Below are 22,169 nucleotides of genomic sequence, written 5' to 3'. Positions count from 1 at the left end.
GACGCCGGACCGGAGGTCATTCAGGCAGGCTGAAGATTGACAGCCGAGGTCTTGCCGCGCTGGTCGGTTTCCAGCTCGTAAGAAACGCGCTGTTCCTTGTTCAGCGTCGACATGCCGGCGCGCTCGACGGCGGTGATGTGGACGAAGCTGTCGCCCGAGCCGTCTTCATTGGCGATGAAGCCATAGCCTTTGTCGGTGTTGAAGAATTTTACGGTGCCGATGGGCATGGGGTGTTTCCTTTCACGAAAACAGGGAATCAACCGGTAAAAGCACCGGAGGAGCTGGTAGCGCGTGAAGGGAAGTATCAGCCTGAGGCATCAAATTTCCGTCGCAGGCGACGTTAGCGCGAGAACTTTGTAATTATTTTGCCGAAAAGTCAAGGAATTTGACAATATTTGTTCGGATGTTTCGCATGCCATTATAGGGCGTCACAAAATTCGGCCCCATCGCTTGCGAATATTTTGGCCGAAGGAACGATCCATTCCCCCTTGCCGACTCACGCCACCAGGCCTATATGCAGCGCACTTCTTGACATGGTTAGCCAGTTGGGACGTCGGGGCCGCGGGCCGCGGCGGCTGTACCCACATGCTTTCCGGTCATCCGAAACGGGAAGACAGACTTGGCCGACCTAGACGTCCTGAATGCGATCATTGCCCCCGAAGCCGAAGCGATGGGCCTCGCGCTCGTGCGCGTTGCCTTTTTCGGGGGTGAAAGCGATCCGACGTTGCAGGTGATGGCCGAACGCCCCGAGACGCGCCAGCTGACGATCGACGATTGCGCCGACCTGTCGCGACGCATTTCGGAAAGGCTCGATGCTCTGGAAGAGGCGGGCAAGGACCCGATCGATCAGGCCTATCGTCTGGAAGTCTCGTCGCCCGGCATCGACCGGCCGCTGACCCGCCGCGCCGACTTCGCCGACTGGGCGGGGCATGAGGCGAAGGTCACGCTTAAGGAAAAGCGCGACGGACGCCAGCGCTTCAACGGCGAGCTGGTCGGCATCGACGGCGATACCGTCACGATTTTGGATAAAGAGGGTGTCGAGCACAAGCTGCCGTTCGATGCGATCGACACGGCGAAGCTGGTGCTGACCGACAAATTGATTGCCGCAACCGTCCCGCTTTCAGCCGAAGGCGCCGACGAACTGGAAGAAGAAGGACAGGACTGATGGCCACTGCCATTTCCGCCAACAAGGCCGAGCTGCTCGCGATTGCCAACAGCGTCGCCAGCGAGAAGATGATCGACAAGGGCATCGTCATCGAGGCGATCGAGGAAGCGATCCAGCGCGCCGCGCGCGCGCGCTACGGTGCCGAGAATGACATTCGCGCCAAGCTCGATCCGCAGACCGGCGACCTGCGCCTGTGGCGCGTCGTCGAGGTCGTCGAGGCGGTCGAGGATTATTTCAAGCAGGTCGATCTGGCTGCGGCGCAGAAGTTGCAGAAGGACGCCAAGATCGGTGACTTCATCGTCGACCCGCTGCCGGCGGTCGACCTTGGCCGCATCGACGCGCAGTCGGCGAAGCAGGTGATTTTCCAGAAGGTCCGCGAAGCCGACCGGGCGCGCCAGTATGAAGAATTCAAGGATCGCGCCGGCGAGCTGATCACCGGGGTCGTGAAGTCGGTCGAATTCGGCCACATCGTCGTCAACCTCGGCCGCGCCGAAGGCGTGATCCGCCGCGACCAGCAGATCCCGCGCGAATTGATGCGCGTCGGCGACCGCGTCCGCGCGCTGATCCTGTCGGTGCGCAGCGAAATGCGCGGGCCGCAGATTTTCCTGTCGCGCGCGCACCCCGATTTCATGAAGAAGCTGTTCGCGCAGGAAGTCCCCGAAATTTACGACGGGATCATTGAGATCAAGGCCGCCGCGCGCGACCCGGGTTCGCGCGCCAAGATCGGCGTCATCAGCTATGACGGTTCGATCGACCCCGTCGGCGCTTGCGTCGGTATGAAGGGCAGCCGCGTTCAGGCGGTCGTGCAAGAAATGCAGGGCGAAAAGATCGACATCATCCCCTGGTCGGAAGACACGGCGACCTTCGTCGTCAACGCACTGCAGCCCGCAACGGTCCAGCGCGTCGTCATCGACGAAGATGACAGCCGCATCGAAGTCGTCGTTCCCGACGACCAGCTGAGCCTGGCCATCGGCCGCCGCGGCCAGAATGTCCGCCTCGCCAGCCAGCTGACCGGCAGCCAGATCGACATCATGACCGAGGCCGACGCGAGCGAGAAGCGCCAGCGCGAATTCGTCGAGCGTTCGACGATGTTCCAGGAAGAGCTGGACGTCGACGAAACGCTGGCGCAGCTGCTGGTCGCCGAGGGCTTCACCGAACTCGAAGAAGTCGCCTATGTCGGCATCGAGGAACTCGCCGGGATCGAAGGGTTCGACGATGAACTGGCGCAGGAACTGCAGAGCCGTGCGCTCGAAGGGCTGGAACGCCGCGAGGAAGCATCGCGCGCCGAACGCCGCGCGCTGGGCGTCGAGGACGATCTGGCCGAGATTCCGCACCTGACCGAAGCGATGCTGGTCGTGCTGGGCAAGGCGGGGATCAAGACGCTCGACGATCTGGCCGACCTCGCCACCGACGAGCTGATCGCGAAGAAGCGCACCGACAACCGCCGCGGCCCGCCGCGCAGCGAGCGCGCCGAGGACAAGGGCGGCGTGCTGGGCGAATATGGCCTGTCGGAAGAGCAGGGCAACGAGATCATCATGGCGGCGCGTGCGCACTGGTTCGACGACGAACCGGCAACCGGGGAGGCCGCCGATGCGGACCCCGCGCAATGATCAGCTGACCGAAACCGACCGCGCAAAGGGGCGCGGTAGCCATGTGCCCGAGCGGCGCTGCGTCGTAACCGGCGAGGTTTCGTCGGCGGAGCAGCTCGTGCGCCTGGCGCTTGGCCCCGACGGCAGCATCGCGCCCGATGTCCATGGCAAGGCGCCGGGGCGCGGCGCGTGGATCGGCGTCGACCGGGCGACGCTGGAGGCCGCACAGGCGAAGGGCAAGCTGAAAGGCGGGCTGGCGCGGGCGCTGCACGACGGCAATTTCACCATCCCCGACGATCTGGGGGCGCGGATCGAGACGCAGCTGGCGCGCGCGACGCTCGACCGGCTGGGGCTGGAGGCGCGTGCTGGGACGCTGCTCAGCGGCAATGAAAAGATCGAGACCGCGGCGCGCAAGGGGCAGGTTCGCCTGCTTCTGCATGCCAGCGATGCTGGTGAGGACGGGCGCAAGAAACTGGCGCAGGCCTGGCGCGTCGGCGAGGATGCCGAAGGGTCGGGGCGCGAAGGCCTGGTCTTGCCGGTGGACCGCGGCACCCTATCTATGGCATTGGGGCGCGAGAATGCGGTGCATCTGGCGCTAACCGACGCCCGCGCCGCGGACCGGGTGCTGGCGCATTTGAGCCGCTGGCAGTTTTTCACCGGATGGAGTAGGGACGCGGCCAACCGCGATTCCGACCCGCATGTCGCGCCAGTTTCTGGCGAGCAAAAAAACGGGACGGCGCCGACAGGCTCCGCCGCTTCGGACGCGTTTTGAAGGAATGATGAGTTTCGATGAGTGACGAACAGGACAAACCGACGCTGACCCGCAAGCCGCTCGGGCTGAAGCGGACCGTCGAGGCGGGGCAGGTACAGCAGCAATTCAGCCACGGTCGCCGCAACACGGTGGTGGTCGAGGTGAAGCGCCGCCGCGTGCTCGGTCGTCCCGGCGAGGCCGCGCCCGAGCCGGTGGTCGAAGAGGTTGCGGCCGCCCCGGCGCCCGCGCCGACCCCGGCGCCTGCCCCGGCACCGAAGCCCGCCGCGCCGCGCGCGAGCGAGAATGACAGCCTGATGTCGCGGCAGGAGCGCCAGGCGCAATTGCTGCGCGAGGCCGAAGAAGCGCGCATGTCGTCGCTGGAGGAAAATCGCCGCCGCGAAGAGGCCGCGCGGGCCCGCGCCGCCGAGGAAGAGAAGCAGCGCGCCGAGCGTGCGGCCGCCAAGGCGGACGAACCCGCGCCGACGCCTGCCGCCGAGCCGGTCGTCGAAGCCCCCGCAGCCGAGGCACCGCAGGCGGAAGCCGCCGCGCCGCGCGCGACGACCAGCGCCGCCCCGGCCCCGCGCCGCTTTACCCCGGTCGAGGCGCCCAAGCGCCCCGAGCCCAAGCGTCCCGAGCCCAAGGCCAGCCGCGGTGCCGACGCGCGCCGCCAGTCGGGCAAGCTGACCGTCACGCGCGCGCTGAACGAAGACGAAGGCGCGCGTGCGCGCAGCCTGGCGGCGTTGAAGCGCGCCCGCGAAAAGGAAAGGCGTTCGCACACCGCATCGTCGGGTCCGCGCGAGAAGCAGGTCCGCGAAGTCACCGTGCCCGAAAGCATCACGGTCACCGAACTGGCGAACCGCATGGCCGAAAAGACCAACGACCTGATCAAGGCGCTGTTCAAGATGGGCGTGCCGTCGGCGAGCGGCGACCTGATCGATCAGGACACCGCCGAATTGCTGGTGGTCGAATTCGGGCATCAGATCATTCGCGTCAGCGAAGGCGATATCGACATCCGGCATGACGAAGATGTCGACGATGCCGAACATCTGAAGCCGCGCGCCCCGGTGGTGACGATCATGGGCCATGTCGACCACGGCAAGACCAGCCTGCTGGACGCGCTGCGCGGTGCGAATGTGCAGGCGGGCGAGGCCGGCGGCATCACCCAGCACATCGGCGCCTATCAGGTGAAGACCCCCGACGGGTCACTGGTGACCTTCCTCGACACCCCGGGCCACGAAGCCTTTACCGAGATGCGCCAGCGCGGGGCGAACGTCACCGACATCGTCATCCTGGTGGTCGCCGCCGACGATGGTTTGAAGCCGCAGTCGATCGAGGCAATCAGCCATGCCAAGGCGGCAGGTGTGCCGATCATCGTCGCGATCAACAAGGTCGACAAGGAAGGCGCCAATCCGCAGCGCGTGCGCGAACGCCTGCTCGAACATGAGCTGGTGGTCGAGGAAATGGGCGGCGACGTCCAGAATGTCGAAGTGTCGGCGCTGAAGAAAACCGGGCTCGACAAATTGCTCGACGCGATCGCGTTGCAGGCCGAGATCATGGAGCTGAAAGCCAACCCCGACCGCGCCGCCGAAGGCACGGTGGTCGAGGCGAAGCTGGACAAGGGTCGCGGCCCGGTGGCGACGATCCTGGTCCGTCGTGGTACTTTGAAGGTCGGCGACATCTTTGTCTGCGGCGCCGAAAGCGGCCGCGTCCGCGCGCTGATCGACGATCAGGGCAAGCAGATCAAGCTGGCGACCCCGTCGATGCCGGTCGAAGTGCTGGGTCTGGGCGGCGTGCCGATGGCGGGCGATACGCTGACCGTCGTGGAGAATGAAGCGCGCGCCCGCGAAGTCGCGGCCTATCGCCAGGAACAGGCAACGCGCAAGCGCACCGTGCAGGCGCCGGTCAGCCTGGAGGGCATGTTCGAGGCGCTGGCCGACAAGACCAACGTCATCCAATACCCCGTCATCATCAAGGGCGATGTGCAGGGGTCGGTCGAAGCGATCGTCAATGCGCTGAACCGCCTGTCGACCGACGAGATCCGCGTTCGTGTGCTCCAGTCGGGGGCCGGCGCGATCACCGAAAGCGATGTGACGCTGGCGGCGGCGACCAAGGCGCCGATCATCGGGTTCAACGTCCGTCCGAACGCCAAGGCGCGCGACATCGCGAAGCGCGAAAATGTGCGCTTCATGTACCATGACGTGATCTATCACCTGACCGACGAAATCCGCAAGGAAATGGCGGGCGAGCTGGGTCCGGAACGGATCGAGACCGTCGTCGGCCGTGCCGAGGTCAAGGATGTGTTCCCGGCCGGCAAGCGCGACAAGGCGGCGGGTCTGCTCGTGCTGGAAGGCGTCATCCGCAAGGGGCTGCACGCGCGGCTTACCCGCGACGACATCATCGTGTCGGCGACCACCATCGCGTCGCTGCGCCGGTTCAAGGACGACGTCGCCGAAGTGCGCGCGGGCCTCGAATGCGGTGTCGTGCTGTCGGACACCAACGACATCAAGGCGGGCGACAATCTGGAAGTCTTCGAAGTCGAAATGCGCGACCGGACGCTGTAACGGGCGTCCGCCGCGCGCGGATCAGGAGGCGCAGCTATGCCGCGTTACGTCGCCCTGTTCGGCAGCATCAATGTCGGGGGCAACCGGCTGACGATGGCCGACCTGCGTTCGGCGTTCGAGGCCGAGGGGTTTTCGGACGTCGAGACGGTGGTGGCAAGCGGCAATGTCATTTTCCAATACCCCGCGCGGCCGACGCGCGGGCTGGAGGAAAAGCTGACGCTGATGGTCGCCGACCGGTTCGACATGCGTTGCGCGGCGCTGGTGCGCAGCCGCGACGAGCTGGCCGCGGCGATCACCGACAATCCGTTCGCGGGAACCAATGAGGACAAGTTCGTCCACACGATGTTCCTGGATGGTCAGCCGACACCGGCGCAATTCGCCGCGCTGGCCGCCGACAAATGGATCCGCCCGAACGAGCGGATCGCGCCGGGCGACCGGGCGCTGTATATCGATTATGGCGATGGTGCCGGCGACAGCAAATTGACCGCGCGGATGATCGAACGGCGACTGGAGCATAAGGGCACCGCGCGCAACATGCGGTCGATCGCGCGGATCGTCGCGAAACTGGACGAATTGGAGAAGGGTGCGGCATGAAGGCGGCAGAAACCAAGGGGCCATCGGTTCGCGTGCTGCGCGTCGGCGAGCAGGTGCGCCACATCTTGTCCGAAATCATCGCGCGCGGCGATGTCCATGACGATGTGCTGGCGCGCCAGCCGGTGAGCATCACCGAAGTGCGCATGTCGCCCGACTTGCGCCACGCGACCGTGTTCGTAAAATCCTTGCTGGGCAAGGACGAGGAGGCGGTGCTGAAGGCGCTGCGCACCAACACCGCCTGGCTGCAAAAGAACGTCGCCGAACGGATGGCGATGAAATATGCCGCGAAGCTGAAATTCCTGGCCGACGAAAGTTTCGACGAGGCGAGCCACATCGAAAAATTGCTGCGCGATCCGAAGGTGGCGCGCGACCTGGGGGGCGATCGGGCGGGCGACGAGGGCGAATAGCGCCGCGCATATCGCGTGACGAGATAACCATATAGGTTATTTCACTTGACATCGTCACGCTGATATGGCACAAGTGTCACATCATGAAGAATTGCGAGTCGGGCCGGTGGCCTTCCGTTTGGCGGGAGGCTGTTCCGGCCCGACTAGCGTTTGGGAAAGGATGATCGATGGCGCAGATCGGCAAGGCGGCGACCCGCGATGCGCGAAGCGTGCGTCCGGGGGCGGCGCAGATGACGCAGTTTCTGGAAGCGCTGGCGGAGTCGTCGAATGTTGCGGCGTCGGCGCGCGCCGCGGGGGTAACGAGCAAGCAGCTGGCGACGTGCCGCGAGCGGTTTGCCAATGCGATCAATTTTCGCGGCGAGGCGCATCTGCCGGGCAATGACCTGCTCACCCGTTATCCCGGTGGCTGATCGGTCGCGACAGGATGTGGGCGCACGCGCCTTTGCCCGCGCACGACGGCTGGTCGGGGCGCGGTTCCGGCCGCAGGGCTATGACCCGGCGACAGGGCTCGACTGTGTCGGGCTGGTGTGGGCGGCTTATGCGGCGGCGGGACGGCGGCTGGTGCGACCGCGCGATTATCCGCTGCGCGGCTGGTCGCGGGAGCGGATTGTCGGGGCGCTGGGACGCGCCGGTTTCGCCGCCGTCGATGAGCCGCGGCAGAGCGGCGATGTGGCGCTGGTGGCGCTGGCGGCCGGGCAATTTCACCTGGTCCTGATGGGCGCCGATCGCTGCGTCCATGCGCATGCCGGGCTGCGGCGGGTCGTCGAGACGCCGCTCGACGCCATGCTGATCGCAGCGCCGCGCTGGCGGCTGACACAGGAGGCGTAAGCGATGGCAACTTTGGTGCTGACGGTGGTCGGCGGTTTTATCGGCGGCCCCGTGGGCGCGGCGATCGGCGCGAGCCTGGGGCAACAGGTCGATGCGGCGATCTTCAAGCCGAAGGGGCGCGAGGGGCCGCGGCTGGCTGACCTGAAGGTGCAGGCGTCGACCTATGGCCAGCAGATCCCGCAATTGTTCGGGACGATGCGTGTCGCGGGCAGCGTAATCTGGGCCACCGACCTGATCGAGCGGCGCACCAAAAGCGGCGGCGGCAAGGGGCGGCCGTCGGTGACCGAATATAGCTATGCGGTGTCGCTGGCGATCGCGCTGTCGTCGCGGCCGATCCGGGCGATCCGGCGCATCTGGGCCGACGGCAACCTGCTGCGCGGGTCGAGCGGGACGTTCCAGGAGCGCTGTATCTTTCGCTGGCATGATGGCGGCGAGGACCAGGCGGTCGATCCGCTGATCGCGTCGGCGATCGGGCCGGGTTCGGCGAGCGCTTTTCGCGGGCTGGCCTATGCGGTGTTTGAGGAGCTGGAGCTCGGCGCGTTCGGCAACCGCATCCCGTCGCTGACCTTCGAGGTCGAGGCCGATGCGGGGAGCGTCGATGCCGGGATGATCGGCAATGCGTTGCTCGGCGAGGCGGGGCGCTGTGCGGGCGAATGGCCGTTTGTCGGCTATGCGGCGTCGGGCGACCGGGCGCGCGATGCGCTGGCGCCGCTGTTCGAGGTCGACGGCGTGCGGCTCGCGAGCGGTGCGGGCGGTTGGCGGCTGGTCCCGGCGACGCGGGCCGGGGCGCCGCTGGCTTTGGCCGGCTTTCGCGAGGCGCGGCGCGGCGAGGTGGAACGCGATGCGATCGAGCGGCAACGCGCGCCGCTGGCGGCGTTGCCGGGGTCGATCCGGCTGCGCCATTATGAGCCCGAGCGCGACTATCAGCTGGGTCAGCAGGGCAGCGCGGTGGCGGGCGGTGGGGTACGCGAGGAGCGGATCGACCTGCCCGCGGTGCTCCCGGCATCGTCGGCGCGCGCGCTGGCGCAGCGACTGGCCGCGGCGGCGGCTGACGGGCGCGAGACGTTGGTCTGGCAGGGCGATCTGACGGCGCTGGCGCTGCCCGTTGGACGGACCGTCGAGCTCGCTGATGGCAGCGTGTGGCGGCTGGCGGGGCGCAATGTGCGGGCAAGCGAGATCGGCCTCCAGCTCAAGCGATACCAGCCCGTGCCGGTTGCCGAGCTTCCCGCCGCTCCGGGGACGCCGGTGCGTCCACCCGACTGGCCCGATGCGACCGGAACCGTGATGCTGTTCGACCTGCCCAATTTGGGGAGTCCGGGCGCCGCGGCGGCGCAGATCCTGATCGCTGCGGCGGGGAGCAACGATGGCTGGCGCGGCGCCGATTGCTGGTTCGTCGCTGCGGCCGATGCCGAACCGGTCGCGATCGGCACGGTGCGGCCGGCTGCGGCGCTGGGACATCTGGCCGAGCCGCTGGCGCCGGGCAGCGAATATCTGATCGATCGCGTCCATGCGGCGCTGGTGACGCTGGTCAATCCGTCGATGACATTGGAATCGGTCGACGACGCCGCACTGCTGGGCGGCGCCAACCGGGCGATGCTGGGCGCGGAAATGCTGCAATTCGGGACGGCGGAACCCGTGGGGGCGGGTGTCTGGCGGTTGTCGCGGCTGCTCCGCGGGCGGGCGGGAACCCGCTGCGCGGCGGTTCATGCGGCCGCGACGCCGTTCGTGCTGCTTGACGACAGCGCACCGATGCTGCTGCCCGAGGCGTTGGCGCATGTCGCCGAAAGCGGTGCTGCGCGGTTGCAGTGGGCATCGCGCGGGGGGACGGCGATGACCGAGGTGGCGATCGCCGCCGCGGGTGCCGCGCTGGTACCGCTGGCGCCCATTCACGGGCGGATAACGCCCGACGGCGCGGGGGGCATGTTGCTTGGTTGGCGGCGGCGCAGCCGCGTCGACACCCGCTGGCGCGACCATGTCGATCTGCCGGTCGGGGAGGGGCGGGAGGCGTGGCGCATCAGCTTGTCGCCCCCGGTCGCGGGGATCGGGCCATGGGAGCGCGCGACGCCCGATCTGCATATCGGCGCGGACATCATCGCCGTTTTGCCGCCGGGAACGAGCGTCGCGATCCGCCAGGTTGGCGACTTCGCGCCGTCGCCGCCCATGTTGTTGCCCGTGACATAGAGGAAGAAATCATGAGCGAATTGCCGATGACGCCGCGCTTTGCCCTGCCGTTGCTGGGCGTGGCGCAAGCGCAGAAAGAGATCACGCATAACGAGGCGCTGACGCTGATCGACGCGCTGGTCCACGCCGCGGTCGAGGCCGGACCGCTGAACGATCCGCCCGCCGATCCCGAGCCGGGGCAATGCTGGCTGGTCGGCGCGGCGCCGGCCGACGGCTGGGAAGGGCAGGTCGATGCGGTCGCGATCTGGAGCGGCGGCGGCTGGCGATTTGCCCCGGCGCGCGCCGGGATGGCGGTGGCGCGGCTGACCGACGGCGCGCGGCTTCGATTCGACGGGGACGCATGGGTGGTACCCCCGACCATCGCCGCCCCGTCTGGCGGCTCGACAATCGATGGCGAAGCGCGTAGCACCCTGAGTGCGCTGATCCTGCACCTTGCGGCGCAGGGTCTTCTGATTTCAGGCTGAATTTCCTCTCGCTGGCTTTGAAAGTGCGACTTTTTGGCAACAGATTGACGATTTGTTCACTTGCACGGAACCAAAGCGACGAGTAGGACGTCTGCCGAGACGTATATCTCAAATTGAAAGGGGAATTACTATGAGGAAGCTTGCCGTAGCTGTGGCGTTAGCCTCCACTGCCCTGGCGTCGCCTGCTTTGGCGCGCGACGACTCTTGGTATGTTGGCGTGGGCGCCGGCGTGATGATCGTCGAAGATCTCGATCTCGACATCGGCACTGCCGCGAATGCCGCCGCTATCGACCACCGCAAGGGGTATGATTTCGAAGGTGTCGTGGGTTATGATTTCGGCGGTTTCCGCGCTGAAGTCGAAGTTGGTTATCGCGAAGCCGACATCAAGTCTGGCCGCTTTGGCGCCCCCGGCATCCCGCAGACCGCGTCGGGCGCGGGTGGGCTGTTCGTTGGCAACACCGATCTGAACGGCGACACCAATGCGCTGAGCTTCATGGTCAACGGCATGCTCGACTTCGGTGACGACGACGGCCTGCAGGGTTTTGTCGGCGGTGGTGCCGGTGTGGCCCGCGTGTCGGTCGAACCCGTGTTCGCTGGCGCGTTCCTCGACGATTCGGACACCGGCTTTGCCTGGCAGGCGATTGCTGGCGTTCGCGCGCCGATCAGCAGCAACTGGGACGTCGGCCTGAAGTATCGCTTCTTCAACGTCGACAATCTCGATCTGGTCGATCAGCGTGGCCGCGACGTTTCGACGCGTTTCCGTTCGCACTCGATCCTGGGTACGCTGACCTACAACTTCGGTGGTGCACCGGAGCCGGTTGTGGCACCGCCGCCGCCGCCGCCGCCGCCCCCGCCGCCCCCGCCGCCGCCCCCGCCGCCCCCGCCGCCCGCGGTGTGTGAGCCTGGGCCGTACATCGTGTACTTCGACTGGGATCAGTCGAACATCACGCCGGAAGCGGCTTCGACGCTCGACAACGCGATCAGCGCCTACAACCGTGGTTGCACGGGTACGCAGGTCATGCTCGCCGGTCACGCCGACCGTTCGGGTTCGGCCACGTACAACGTCGGCCTGTCGGAACGCCGCAACGCTGCGGTTCGCAGCTATCTGACCGCTCGCGGTATTTCGGATGGCTCGATCAGCGCGCAGGGCTTCGGCGAAAGCCGCCCGGCCGTTGCTACCGCCGACGGCGTCCGCAACGACCAGAACCGTCGCGTGGAAATCACTTACGGCCCGAACTCGGGCATGTAAGACCGGTTTCCATTCCCGACCGGGACTGGAAGAAACAAGCGAGGGCGGTACCGCAAGGTGCCGCCCTTTCTTTTTTGTGCGAAGCGCGCAGCCGTTTCCTTGGCCGTGTGATGCTTGGCGAGCGGTCGGAGATCGTGATCGGATTTCGCTTGCTCTCATAAATTTATGATATACCGTCACGTCAAGGGTGCCGGATTGTTCGTGCTCCCTTGCCAAAAGGGGCGGACGCCCGTCATCGCGGTGCGACCGGTCCCAAACCGGGAGAGAGACGATGCGCCGACGCCGCAGCATGTTTCATCGCAGTATTTTTCGCGCCGATCCGAACGGCGATCCCGATATCAACACCACGCCCTTGATCGACGTGATGCTGGTCATGCTGGTGATGTTCATCATCACGATCGCGCCGCCGACGCATAGCGTCGACGTCACCTTGCCGGGGGTGGACCCCGGCCCCGCCGAAGTGCGGGATGAAAACCACATTACCATCGACACGAGCGACATCATCCGCTGGAATGGCGAGCCGGTCGATCTGGCCGAGCTCGGCCAGTTGGTCAAAATGGCGTCGGACCGTCCCCAAGTGGCGACGCTGATGTTCGAGCCCGAAGCGCGAGCGCGCTATCTGCGCGTCGATGAGGCCATCGGTGCGATCCGGCGCAACGGCGGGTCAAAAATCGCCTTTCCGGGTATCCACCGATATCGCGAGTTGATCTGAACGGCGCGCGGACGTGGCTGGGGCGGCTTGAAGCCCTGTGCTGGCATGGCGAGGGATTGTCCCGAGCCTGCCGAGCAGGCGACACGGGACTGCACAAGCGCGAAACTGGCTGGCTGCTGCGAGGTCGATCAAATTTGTTTCGCACAAAGACACAAAGACACGAAGATGTCGTGCTAGCCGCAAAGCGGCCTCTTTTTTCAGCCGCCGCGCCGGACCAAAGCGGCTGACATGAGGGTGGCCTAGCGGCCGTAAACCGCCATTTTCGTGTCTTTGTGTGAAAAACTCCAGACCTGCCTGGCCTGAGCGACGCGCTGTGCGTCGATCGGCTTCCTGCTCTGTCAGGCGGCGGGCGCGGTGCCGGGGCGGAGATAGGCCATCATATAGCCCACATAGTCAGCCTTGCCGAGCGGGATGCCCATGTGGCGGAGGATCGAATAGGCGGCGACGAGGTGGAAATAGAATTGCGGCTGCGCCCAGTCGCGGACGTAAGTGAGCGCGGTCATGTCGAACGCCATGCCGTTCGGCAGGTCGAAGCTGACGGGCCGGTCTGGGTCGGCGTCGAACGTCGCCGCATCGACCGAATCGAGCCAAGCCAGCGTCGCCGCGATCTGTGCCTGAAGGCCGGCAAAATCAGCCGCGTCGTCGGTGAGCGTCGGCGCGCCGGTGACGCCGAGGCGCGTCGGCGGCTGAATCGCTTGCAGGCAGCTGAAGCGGATTTGTGATGCGAGCGGGAACATGTCGGGGGCAAGGCGCGCGACGATGAGTTGCAATTCGCCGACGTCGTTTTGGGCACCCCAGGTCAGCGCCTTGTCCAGCTGCGCCGATAGCGCGCGCAGGCCGTTCTGATAGGCGGGAACGGTCATGTCGTAGAGCATCGTCACATCCTTGGCAGGGTAGGGGGTGGTCAGGCGGTCGCGAGATTGTCCTGGAATTGCAGCCGCGCAAGGCGGGCGTAGAGGCCATCGGCGGCGACGAGCGCGTCGTGCTTGCCCTCCTCGACGATCCGGCCATCGTCCATGACGATGATCCGGTCGGCGGCGCGGACCGTCGCGAGCCGGTGCGCGATGACGACCGTCGTACGGTCATGCATCAAGGTTTCGAGCGCGTCCTGCACCAGCTTTTCGGATTCGGCGTCAAGCGCCGACGTCGCCTCGTCAAGCAGCAGCAAAGGCGCGCGGCGGAGTAGCGCGCGGGCGATCGCGACGCGCTGGCGCTGGCCGCCCGACAGGCGCGCGCCGCCTTCGCCCATGAAGGTGTCGAGGCCGTCGGGAAGCTTGCGCAGAAACTCCTCGGCATTGGCGGCGCGCGCGGCGTCCCAAAGCTCGTCGTCGGTCGCGTCCCAATTGCCGTAGCGCAGATTGTCGCGCGCCGAGGCGGCGAAGATCACCGTTTCCTGCGGCACCATCGCGATGCGGGCGCGGATGTCAGCGGGATCGGCGTCGGTGAGCGCGACGCCGTCGAGCAGGACCTGTCCCGCCTGCGGATCGTAGAAACGCTCGGCAAGCTGGAACAAGGTCGATTTGCCGGCGCCCGACGGGCCGACGATGGCGACGGTTTCGCGCGGCTGGATCGCGAGGCTGAAATCGTGCAGCGCGGGGGCGTCGGGACGCGTCGGGTAGTGAAATTCGACATGCGCGAATTCGAGCGTGCCGCGCGGAGGTTCGGGGAAGGCGCGCGGCTGCGCGGGCGGCGCGATGCTCGCTTCGGCATTGAGCAGTTCGGAAAGGCGCTCGGCGGCGCCCGCGGCGCGCAGCAGGTCGCCATAGACTTCGGTGAGCGCGCCGAACGCGCCCGCGACTAGCCCGCCCGTGAGGACAAAAGCGGCGATCGTGCCGCCGGTGATCGTCCCCGCGGCGACGCCTTCGGCGCCGTACCACAGCAGGGTGGTGATCGCGCCGAACAACAGGCCGATGACGATCGCGGTCATGATCGCGCGGAGGCGAATGCGGCGCTTGGCGGTGGCGAAGGTCGCTTCGACGGCGCTTTCAAACCGCGCCGCTTCGCGGTCTTCCTGCCCGAAGGCCTGGACGATCTTCATCGCGCCCAATTGTTCGGAGGTGGTGGCGCCGATGTCGGCGACGCGATCCTGGCTCGACCGCGCGACCTTCTGCAGGCGGCGCCCCAGCAGCACGATCGGCATGATGATCACCGGAATACCGAGCAGGATGCCGCCGGTCAGTTTCGGCGACAGGGTGAACAGATAGGCGATGCCGCCGATCCCCATCACCATGTTGCGCAGCGCCACCGACACGGTGGTACCCACGACCTGTTCGATGATCGTGGTGTCCGACGTCATCCGCGAGGCGATTTCGGACGGGCGGTTTTCCTCGAAAAAACCGGGGGCAAGACGCAGCAGGTTGCGCTGGACCGCCTGACGAATGTCGGCGACAGTGCGTTCGCCCAGCCAGCTGACGAAATAGAAGCGCAGCGCGGTGGCGAAGGCGAGGGTCAGCACGATCGCGTAGAACAGGCGGAAATGCGGCGCGACGTCGCCGCCGCCAGCGACAAAGCCGCTGTCGATCATTTCCTTGAACTGCCAGGGAATCGCCAGCGTGGCGAGCGCGGCGACGCCCAGCGCGACCGCCGCGATCACCAGTTGCAGCGGGTAGGCGCTGGCATAATGCCAGATCATCCGCAGGCTGCCGAGCTTGCGGCGCGGTTCGGCGGGGGTTTTCGCGGCGGAAGGGTCGGAAGCGCGTGCCATTGCAGCGGCCCTAGCAGCGGCGGCGCCCCCGCTCAACGACGCAAAATGGTGCCGCGCTTCATGGATTATGAAGCGGAGCTGCAAAGCCGGCGATGCGATTCCGGACAAGGATTGCTCGCAATCGCGTTTATGATGCATTGCACAATGGATCGGATGCCCTAGACTGTCACCAACGACAGACGCCCAAAGAGCGTCGGGGCTTGCCAAGGAACGTATCGAACATGCTGTATCATGCCTTTGAAATGCAAAAGAGTTGGCTAGCGGGCGCGAGCGCGCTCGCGACCGCAGGCGCGCAGGTGATGCAGCATCCCGCGAATCCGCTCGGCTATTTCGGCGGCAGCCCGATGTTTGCGTCGGCGCTGGAGGTGTTCGCCCACGCCGCGGCGCCGCGCGGCAAGCCGGGTTTCGAGCAGTACGAGACGATCGTCGATGGCGATACGGTGCGCGTGACCGAAGCGATCGAAGCGCGCAAACCCTTTGGCCAGCTCAAGCATTTCAAACATAAAGGTGCGAAGGACGCCCCCAAGCTGCTGATCGTCGCGCCGATGTCGGGCCATTATGCGACGCTGCTGCGCGGCACGGTCGAGCGGATGCTGCCCGGCCATGACGTGTGGATCACCGACTGGCGCGACGCGCGCAACGTGCCGCTGGAGGCAGGCAAGTTCGATCTGGACGATTATATCGATTATTTGATCGGCTGGCTGGAGCATATCGGCCCCGGCGCGCATGTGCTCGCGGTGTGCCAGCCGTCGGTCCCGGCGCTTGCCGCGGCGGCGATCATGGCCGCCGACAAACACAAATGCCGTCCGAAGACACTGACGATGATGGGCGGGCCGATCGATACGCGCAAGGCACCGACGGCGGTCAACCAGCATGCGATGACGCGCCCGCACGCCTGGTTCCAGGAAAATGTCATCGCAACGGTGCCCGCCTATTATCCGGGCGCCGGGCGCCGCGTCTATCCGGGGTTCCTGCAACTCGCGGGCTTCATGTCGATGAACCTCGGCAATCACATGATGAGCCATTGGGCGATGTTCAAACATCTGGTCGACGGCGACGGCGAGGAAGCCGACAAGACCAAGGAATTTTACGACGAATATCGTTCGGTCTGCGACATGACCGCCGAATTCTATCTGCAGACGGTCGATGTCGTGTTCCAGCGCCACGCGCTGCCCAAGGGCGAGATGCTGCACCGCGGCAAGCCGGTCGACCTGAACGCGATCGAGGATATCGCGCTGCTGGCGATCGAGGGCGAGCGCGACGATATTTCGGGGATCGGGCAGACCAAGGCGGCGCTGACGCTGACCAAGTCGCTGCCGACGGAGAAGAAGAAATATCTGATGGCCAAGACCGTCGGCCATTACGGCATCTTCAACGGCCGCAAATGGCGCGAGGATATCGCGCCGGTGGTCGAGGGGTGGATCCGCAGCAACGGGGGGTGATGCGGTCGGGTTCGACCGAAAAAAGCCGTCGCCCCCGCGAAGGCGGGGGCCGCTGTCGGTTTACGCAGCGGCGCAGGAATAGGCGGCTAGCGGCCCCCGCCTTCGCAGGGGCGACGATTGCCCTCCACCCCCTATCAACCGTTCTGACAGCCCGTCTTCGGCGCTCAGTGCATCGGCGAGGTGCGCACCGCCCAATAGACCAGATAGAGCAGCCCTGCCCACAGCAGCAGGATGAACGCCATGCCCGCGCGGCTCGACGGGCGGGCGCTGGCCGCCTCGGCGGCCGCGTGCAGTTCGGCCCATAGCGGATCGGGGATCAGGCGTCGCACCGCCCACAATCCCAACGGCACGATGAGCAGGTCGTCGAGCCAGCCCAGCACGGGTATGAAATCGGGGATCAGGTCGATCGGTGACAGCGCATAGGCCGCGACCGCCACCGCGAGCAGCCGCGCGAGCTTCGGCACGCGCGGGTCGCGCGCGGCCAGCCAAGCGGCGTGTGCCTCGACCGCAAGGCGGTGGCCAAGGTCGCCGATGCGTTCGGAAAGGGATTTGCCGGTCATCCTTTACTCCATAGACATTTTGTTGGTCATTGCGAGCGAAGCGAAGCAATCCAGGGCGGTCTGGCACCGCTCTGGATTGCTTCGCTTCGCTCGCAATGACGATGTTGTGGGACGGCAGTCTTCGCTTATGATCGCGCGATGGCGATCAAACTGAAAAGCGCGCGCGTCGAACGCTGGCCGGTGGCGGCGGATTTTGCGGTGGCGCATGGCGCCCATGTCGATGTCATTGTGGCCGAGGTGGCGGGCAAAGGCGCGATCGGGCGCGGCGAGGGGACGCCCGTCGCGGCGCTGGGCGAGGATGCCGCGACGTGCCGTGACCAGATCCTGCGCGCCGCGGCGCACATCGGCGGTCTCGGCACCGCGGCCGCACGCGCGGCGGTGCAGGAACTGTTGCCGCCGGGCGCGGCGCGCAACGCGCTCGATTGCGCGCTGTGGGAGCTGGAGGCCAAGGAAAACGGGTTGCGGCTGTGGCAGCTTGCCGGGTGCGACGCGGCGCCGACCGCGCGGGTAACCGCGTTCACGCTGTTGCCGGGCAGCCCCGGCGCGATGGCCGAACAGGCGGCGACGGCGGAGGCCGACGGCTATAGTTTGCTGCGGATCGAGCTGACCGGCGGCAACGACCGGCTCTGCGTCACGGGCGCGCGCAGGGGGGCGCCGAACGCCCGGCTGATCGTCGATGCCGCCGCGCGCTGGGGTGAGGCGGACATATTGAGCGAGGCCGAAGCGCTCGCGGATCTGGGCGCCGAAATGATCGTCCAGCCGGTGCCGGTCGGTGCCGATGCGCTGCTCGACCCCGTCTATGCGCCGGTGCCGTTCGTTGCAGGTGACAGCTGTCAGACCGCCGCCGATGTGGCGCGGATCGGCGCCTTTTACGATGGGGTCAATATCCGGCTCGACCACGCGGGCGGGCTGACCGAAGCGCTGCGCATTGCCGACGCCGCCGATGCGGCGGGGCTGGCGATCATGGTCAGCGGCGTGGTATCGACCAGCCTCGCGATCCTGCCCGCCTTCGTGCTCGCGCAGCGCGCAAAATGGGTCGATCTGGGCGGTCCGGCGCGTCTCGCCGAAGACCGCGATGGCGGGTTCGAGTATCGCGGCGGACGGATCGGGCCGCCGGTCGCTTGATGCGATCCTCCCTGTCGCGAAGCGATGGGGAGGGGGACCGCCGCGGAGCGGTGGTGGAGGGGCTTTGCGACGGCTGCGTCATGGCCCCTCCGTCAGCGCTCCGCGCTGCCACCTCCCCATGGCTTCGCCACGGGGAGGATGTGTTCTACAGCGCCACCTCGGCGTGCTGGCCGAGCTCGCCTTCTTTCATCGTCATGCCGGTCATCAGCTTGAAGATGCCCTTGATCCCGGGATCGGCGGTCCAGATTTCGGCATCGCCCAAGTCAAAGCGGAGCAGGAGCAGCTTCGGATCGTCCTTGCCGCCTTCGTACCAGGCGGCGACCCCGTTGCTCCACAGCTTGTCGAGCACCGAGCGGTCGTTTTCGCGGACCAGCGTGCCCGAAATGCAGGCGAACAGGTCATGCCCCTTCGATGCGAACTGCGCCATCGCGGGGCCGCCGCCGGCCAGCCGGTTGTCGGTCGAGGTAAAGAACCAGAAGGCGCTGTCGGCGTCCTCGTCGAGCTGCGCATTCATCGGAATATGATGCGCCCGCTCGCCGGCCCGGCCGACCATCACATAGGGGCTTGCGGCCAGCGCCTTCCAGAACTGCTGCTTGATATCGTCGCTCATTGGGGGGCTCCTTTTGGGGTGTGGATGGTCCACCAACGCACCACGGCCCCCCAATGTTGCGCCGGTCAGCTTGCGGTCGCGAGCTTCGTGCGCGCCTCGGCGATCGCGGCGGCGAGCTGCGGCTCGTCATAGTGCGGCAGCGCGGTTTCCATGATCGCGATCGCGCCTTCGATCATCTTGTGATCGGCGCCGGGCGTTTTCGAGCGGTACAGCCCCCACGCTGCGATCAACGGCACGTCATATCGGGCGGGATCGGCGTTGAGCGATTGCTGCGCCGCCTTGGTGTCGCCCGCCAGCATCTGGCTGATCAACGCGATGCTGTGTTCTTCGGCCAGCAGCTCGCGCGGCGCGACCTTGCGGCCCATCGCGCGCACCACCGCTTCGGCGGTGCTGAAGGTCGAATAGGGGTTTTGCCCGGTGATGATGCGACCGTCGGTGACGACATGGTTCAGCATCATCGGCGCTTCGCTGAACCGCGCCCCGGCGCCGCGCAGCCCGTCTTCGAGCAACACCGGAAAGGCCGGCAGCCATTTTTTGCCGAACAGCAATTCTTCCTCGTTCGACAGCCCGGTCACCGCCCGCCCGGCGATCAGCGACCTTCCGTCCTTCATCGGCACGTTCATCAGCGCCGCCGGTCCGTGGCACACGGCGCTGATCACGCCGCCGCGTTCATAGGTCTGGGCGAGCAGGCTCTTGAGGTCGACATCGACGGGCAGATCGAACATCGCGCCCTTGCCGCCGACGACGAAGACTGCGGCGTAATGCTGGTCGCGCACGCTGGCCAGGGTCAGGGTCGCGTTCAGCTTGGCGCTGGCGACCGGATCGGCGGCGAACCGGCTGTTGAAGGATTTTTTGGGGTTGAACTTGTCGGCGACGACGATGCCGCCTTTGGGGCTCGCGATATCGACACTGAGCCCGTTGTCGGCGAATACAGCATAGGCCTGCGACAGCTCGTCCATCTCAAAGCCCGGGCGCGTCTGGCCCTGGTCCACGCCGTTGCTGCTGATGACGAGCAGCACACGGTCCGGCCGGGCGCCCGTATCGGTGCTTGCCTGCGCCGGGATGGCGGCGGTGGCCAGCAGCCCCAGCGCGACGCTTGCCAAAATTTTCATTCTCTTCTGCATGTCCATACTCCAAACCGTTCCACGATGCGGCACGGTCTGTCACAAGGGCGGTCGGGGCGATGTGAAAGGGATTTTGACGCTAATTTGATCCGGCATCGCCAAGAGCGGACAGCGCAAACAGCGTCGCGGCAAAGGATTTCGCTTGAACAATGCGTTGGACATCCTGCTGGTCGAGGACAACGCCGATCTGGCGGACAATATCATCGACTATCTGGAAACGCTCGGCCATCGGCTGCACTATGCGGCCGACGGCGAAGCAGGGCTGCGCGAGGCGCTGACGCGGCCGATCGACGTCGTCTTGCTCGATCTGGCATTGCCCCGCCGCGACGGGCTGGACGTGTGCGCCGACATCCGGCGCCGCGCCGATCATCACCTGCCCATCCTCATGCTGACGGCGCGCGACACGCTCGACGACAAGCTCGCGGGCTTTGCCAGCGGCGCCGACGACTATCTGGTAAAGCCCTTCTCGCTCGCTGAACTTGCCGCGCGAATTACCGCGCTCGGACAGCGGCCGCGGCTCGGGCGATCCTATCAGATCGCGATCGGGCCGCTGACCATCGACCGGCAACTGCGTATCGCGTCGCGCGCGGGTCAGCCGCTACAGCTGTCGCCGCTGCTCTGGGACATTCTGTTGCTGCTTGCCGAAGCGTCGCCGCAGCCGGTCGCGCGCAGCGAGATCGCACGCAAGCTGTGGGGGGACGAGCCGCCGCCGTCGGATGCGCTGCGCAGCCATATCCACCTGTTGCGGCAGATCGTCGACAAGCCGTTCGATCGCGCGATGATCGAAACGGTGCACGGCGTCGGCTTTCGCCTGAGCGTGCCGCAATGAGGGTGCGCCGCCATAGCCTGCGCCGGCGCGTCATCGCCGCGCTGGTTGCCGCGGTGCTGGCGACGAGCGCGATCTTCGGTCTGGCGACCTTCATCTTTGCCTATACGCTGGAGGATCGCCTGTTCAGCAACGCGCTCGACAGCGAAATTGCGCGCCAGCAGCAAGGGTGGCGCCGCGACGGCCAACTGCCGATCCCTGAAATCGCGTATATCAAAGTCTATCCGAGGGCGGCCGGCCTACCCGCCGATCTGGCGCCGCAGGTTGCGGCCAACCCGCAGCAGCGCGAATTTTACGGTGCCGCGGGGCGGCATTATCATGTCGCGCCCTTCGCGCTCGACGCGCGAACCCCCGCCGTCGCGGTCGCCGAGGTCAGCCGCTACCTGCTCGTTCGTCCGGTACGCGACGGAATGATCCAGTTCCTGATCGGGCTCGGCCTGTTCATCGCCTTGACGATGGCGCTGCTCGGCTGGTGGCTTGCCAATCGCGCGATGCGCCCGCTCAGCCGCCTTGCGAGCGATGTCGCGGGGGGCGGTGATGCGGTGCCCGTCGTGCGGGCGGAAGACTATCCGGCGAATGAGATCGGCGTGCTGGCAGGCGCGCTGGGGCAGGCGTTTCAGCGCATCCGCGGCTTCGTCGATCGCGAGCGCAGCTTTACCCGCGATGCCAGCCACGAGCTGCGCACGCCGTTGGCCGTCGTCCGCGGTGCCGCCGAAGTGATCGGCTTGCAAGCGGACTTGCCCGCGCCGGTCCCCGAAGCGCTGCGCCGGATCGAAACCGCGACGATCGACATGACGCAAACGCTCGACCTGCTGCTGGCGCTGGCGCGCGAGGGCGATGCGCTGCCGGTGGAACGTGTCCAGCTGCGCCCGGTCGTCGAAAAGGCGATCGCCGCGGCGGCGGTGCGCTATCCGGCGAGCGGGATTGCCGTCACGAACGCGGTGGCGGCGGACGCCGCCGTGATCGTCCAGCCGACATCGTTGCAGCTGGTGCTCAACAATCTGATCGGCAACGCGTTTCAGCACGCCGCCACCGCGAATTTACAGATCATGTTCAGCGGCGGCGAGCTGACGATCGTCGATGATGGACCCGGCCTTGGCGCGACAACCGACGCGTTTGCGGCGTTCGCCAAAGGCGATGCGAGCGCAGGCAGTGGGCTCGGCCTCGATATTGTCCGGCGATTGTGCGCGGCTGCGGCCATCGGCCTGTGCAGCGGTGCGGGTCGGGACGGACGCGGCGCCTGTTTCACGCTGAATTTCCGCGAGCGATAGGAAAGC

The 22,169-nt window shown here is 66.4% G+C and carries 22 protein-coding genes; 16 read left to right on the top strand and 6 right to left on the bottom strand.

Translation table 11 applies throughout. The features are described from left to right. Window positions 1–20 precede the first annotated feature (20 nt). A complete protein-coding gene (locus SPYCW_RS13650; RefSeq protein ID WP_120217235.1) occupies window positions 21–227 on the bottom strand; it encodes a cold-shock protein in 207 nt (68 codons plus the stop codon). Window positions 228–619: 392 nt separating this feature from the next. Here SPYCW_RS13650 and rimP point away from each other — a divergent pair, with 392 nt between their 5' ends. The 12 genes from rimP (at window position 620) to SPYCW_RS13590 (ending at window position 12,501) form a co-directional block, all read left to right on the top strand. Continuing rightward, window positions 620–1,165: a ribosome maturation protein RimP gene (gene rimP, locus SPYCW_RS13645; RefSeq protein ID WP_120217234.1), complete on the top strand. Its 546-nt coding sequence runs from the start codon at window positions 620–622 to the stop codon at window positions 1,163–1,165. Next, on the top strand, window positions 1,165–2,775 hold the full coding sequence (gene nusA / locus SPYCW_RS13640; RefSeq protein WP_120217233.1) for a transcription termination factor NusA: 1,611 nt from the start codon (window positions 1,165–1,167) through the stop codon (window positions 2,773–2,775). Before rimP ends, nusA begins: the two co-directional genes overlap by 1 nt. After that, the gene (locus tag SPYCW_RS13635; protein WP_232014717.1) at window positions 2,756–3,526 is read left to right on the top strand and encodes a DUF448 domain-containing protein; all 771 of its coding nucleotides are present in this window, start codon (window positions 2,756–2,758) and stop codon (window positions 3,524–3,526) included. The genes nusA and SPYCW_RS13635 overlap by 20 nt, the downstream gene beginning before the upstream one ends. Window positions 3,527–3,543: 17 nt before the next feature. Beyond that, on the top strand, window positions 3,544–6,066 hold the full coding sequence (infB, locus tag SPYCW_RS13630; protein ID WP_120217232.1) for a translation initiation factor IF-2: 2,523 nt from the start codon (window positions 3,544–3,546) through the stop codon (window positions 6,064–6,066). A gap of 36 nt (window positions 6,067–6,102) precedes the next feature. Then, on the top strand, window positions 6,103–6,660 hold the full coding sequence (locus tag SPYCW_RS13625; protein WP_120217231.1) for a DUF1697 domain-containing protein: 558 nt from the start codon (window positions 6,103–6,105) through the stop codon (window positions 6,658–6,660). Further along, window positions 6,657–7,067: a 30S ribosome-binding factor RbfA gene (rbfA, locus tag SPYCW_RS13620; protein WP_120217230.1), complete on the top strand. Its 411-nt coding sequence runs from the start codon at window positions 6,657–6,659 to the stop codon at window positions 7,065–7,067. Before SPYCW_RS13625 ends, rbfA begins: the two co-directional genes overlap by 4 nt. Before the next feature lie 167 nt (window positions 7,068–7,234). Beyond that, window positions 7,235–7,477 carry a phage BR0599 family protein gene (locus SPYCW_RS13615; RefSeq protein ID WP_120217229.1) on the top strand — a complete coding sequence of 81 codons (243 nt, stop codon included), beginning with the start codon at window positions 7,235–7,237 and terminating at the stop codon, window positions 7,475–7,477. A gap of 16 nt (window positions 7,478–7,493) precedes the next feature. Further along, window positions 7,494–7,895 (top strand): peptidoglycan endopeptidase, encoded by a 402-nt coding sequence (locus tag SPYCW_RS13610; RefSeq protein ID WP_120218308.1) that lies wholly within the window; start codon window positions 7,494–7,496, stop codon window positions 7,893–7,895. Window positions 7,896–7,898: 3 nt separating this feature from the next. After that, window positions 7,899–10,076 (top strand): phage tail protein, encoded by a 2,178-nt coding sequence (locus SPYCW_RS13605; RefSeq protein WP_120217228.1) that lies wholly within the window; start codon window positions 7,899–7,901, stop codon window positions 10,074–10,076. Between the two features lie 11 nt (window positions 10,077–10,087). Further along, window positions 10,088–10,540 carry a DUF2793 domain-containing protein gene (locus SPYCW_RS13600; protein WP_120217227.1) on the top strand — a complete coding sequence of 151 codons (453 nt, stop codon included), beginning with the start codon at window positions 10,088–10,090 and terminating at the stop codon, window positions 10,538–10,540. Window positions 10,541–10,670: 130 nt separating this feature from the next. Continuing rightward, window positions 10,671–11,789, top strand: coding sequence for an OmpA family protein (locus tag SPYCW_RS13595; RefSeq protein WP_120217226.1), 1,119 nt, complete (start codon window positions 10,671–10,673; stop codon window positions 11,787–11,789). A gap of 271 nt (window positions 11,790–12,060) precedes the next feature. Further along, window positions 12,061–12,501 (top strand): ExbD/TolR family protein, encoded by a 441-nt coding sequence (locus SPYCW_RS13590; RefSeq protein WP_120217225.1) that lies wholly within the window; start codon window positions 12,061–12,063, stop codon window positions 12,499–12,501. Between the two features lie 338 nt (window positions 12,502–12,839). Here the strand turns inward: SPYCW_RS13590 and SPYCW_RS13585 are convergent, their stop codons facing one another. Together SPYCW_RS13585 and SPYCW_RS13580 are read right to left on the bottom strand one after the other, a co-directional pair. Further along, window positions 12,840–13,376 carry a DUF1993 domain-containing protein gene (locus tag SPYCW_RS13585; RefSeq protein WP_120217224.1) on the bottom strand — a complete coding sequence of 179 codons (537 nt, stop codon included), beginning with the start codon at window positions 13,374–13,376 and terminating at the stop codon, window positions 12,840–12,842. Window positions 13,377–13,405: 29 nt separating this feature from the next. After that, a complete protein-coding gene (locus SPYCW_RS13580) occupies window positions 13,406–15,205 on the bottom strand; it encodes an ABC transporter transmembrane domain-containing protein (RefSeq protein WP_120217223.1) in 1,800 nt (599 codons plus the stop codon). Between the two features lie 221 nt (window positions 15,206–15,426). Between SPYCW_RS13580 and SPYCW_RS13575 the strand changes: the two genes are divergently transcribed. Continuing rightward, window positions 15,427–16,647, top strand: coding sequence for a polyhydroxyalkanoate depolymerase (locus SPYCW_RS13575; RefSeq protein WP_120217222.1), 1,221 nt, complete (start codon window positions 15,427–15,429; stop codon window positions 16,645–16,647). A 164-nt stretch (window positions 16,648–16,811) separates the two neighbouring features. Here the strand turns inward: SPYCW_RS13575 and SPYCW_RS13570 are convergent, their stop codons facing one another. Beyond that, window positions 16,812–17,207, bottom strand: coding sequence for a YkvA family protein (locus SPYCW_RS13570; RefSeq protein ID WP_120217221.1), 396 nt, complete (start codon window positions 17,205–17,207; stop codon window positions 16,812–16,814). Between the two features lie 138 nt (window positions 17,208–17,345). On the opposite strand from SPYCW_RS13570, the gene SPYCW_RS13565 reads away from it, so the two are divergent. Next, entirely contained in the window at window positions 17,346–18,332 is a 987-nt protein-coding gene (locus SPYCW_RS13565; protein ID WP_120217220.1) for an enolase C-terminal domain-like protein, read from the top strand. Window positions 18,333–18,477: 145 nt separating this feature from the next. Here the strand turns inward: SPYCW_RS13565 and SPYCW_RS13560 are convergent, their stop codons facing one another. Then, complete coding sequence (locus SPYCW_RS13560; RefSeq protein ID WP_120217219.1) at window positions 18,478–18,942, bottom strand: pyridoxamine 5'-phosphate oxidase family protein; 465 nt, start codon at window positions 18,940–18,942, stop codon at window positions 18,478–18,480. A gap of 65 nt (window positions 18,943–19,007) precedes the next feature. Further along, window positions 19,008–20,054, bottom strand: a complete 1,047-nt coding sequence (locus tag SPYCW_RS13555) for a type 1 glutamine amidotransferase domain-containing protein (RefSeq protein WP_172595503.1) — start codon at window positions 20,052–20,054, stop codon at window positions 19,008–19,010. Window positions 20,055–20,208: 154 nt separating this feature from the next. Between SPYCW_RS13555 and SPYCW_RS13550 the strand changes: the two genes are divergently transcribed. Beyond that, the gene (locus SPYCW_RS13550; RefSeq protein ID WP_120217217.1) at window positions 20,209–20,895 is read left to right on the top strand and encodes a response regulator transcription factor; all 687 of its coding nucleotides are present in this window, start codon (window positions 20,209–20,211) and stop codon (window positions 20,893–20,895) included. Further along, complete coding sequence (locus SPYCW_RS13545; protein ID WP_120217216.1) at window positions 20,892–22,163, top strand: sensor histidine kinase; 1,272 nt, start codon at window positions 20,892–20,894, stop codon at window positions 22,161–22,163. The genes SPYCW_RS13550 and SPYCW_RS13545 overlap by 4 nt, the downstream gene beginning before the upstream one ends. Window positions 22,164–22,169: the final 6 nt, after the last annotated feature.

The organism is Sphingopyxis sp. EG6 (genome assembly GCF_003609815.1).
In the GTDB taxonomy this organism is placed as follows: domain Bacteria; phylum Pseudomonadota; class Alphaproteobacteria; order Sphingomonadales; family Sphingomonadaceae; genus Sphingopyxis.
Note: the sequence above shows the minus strand (reverse complement) of the source record. Positions and strands in the feature narration are given on the sequence as shown.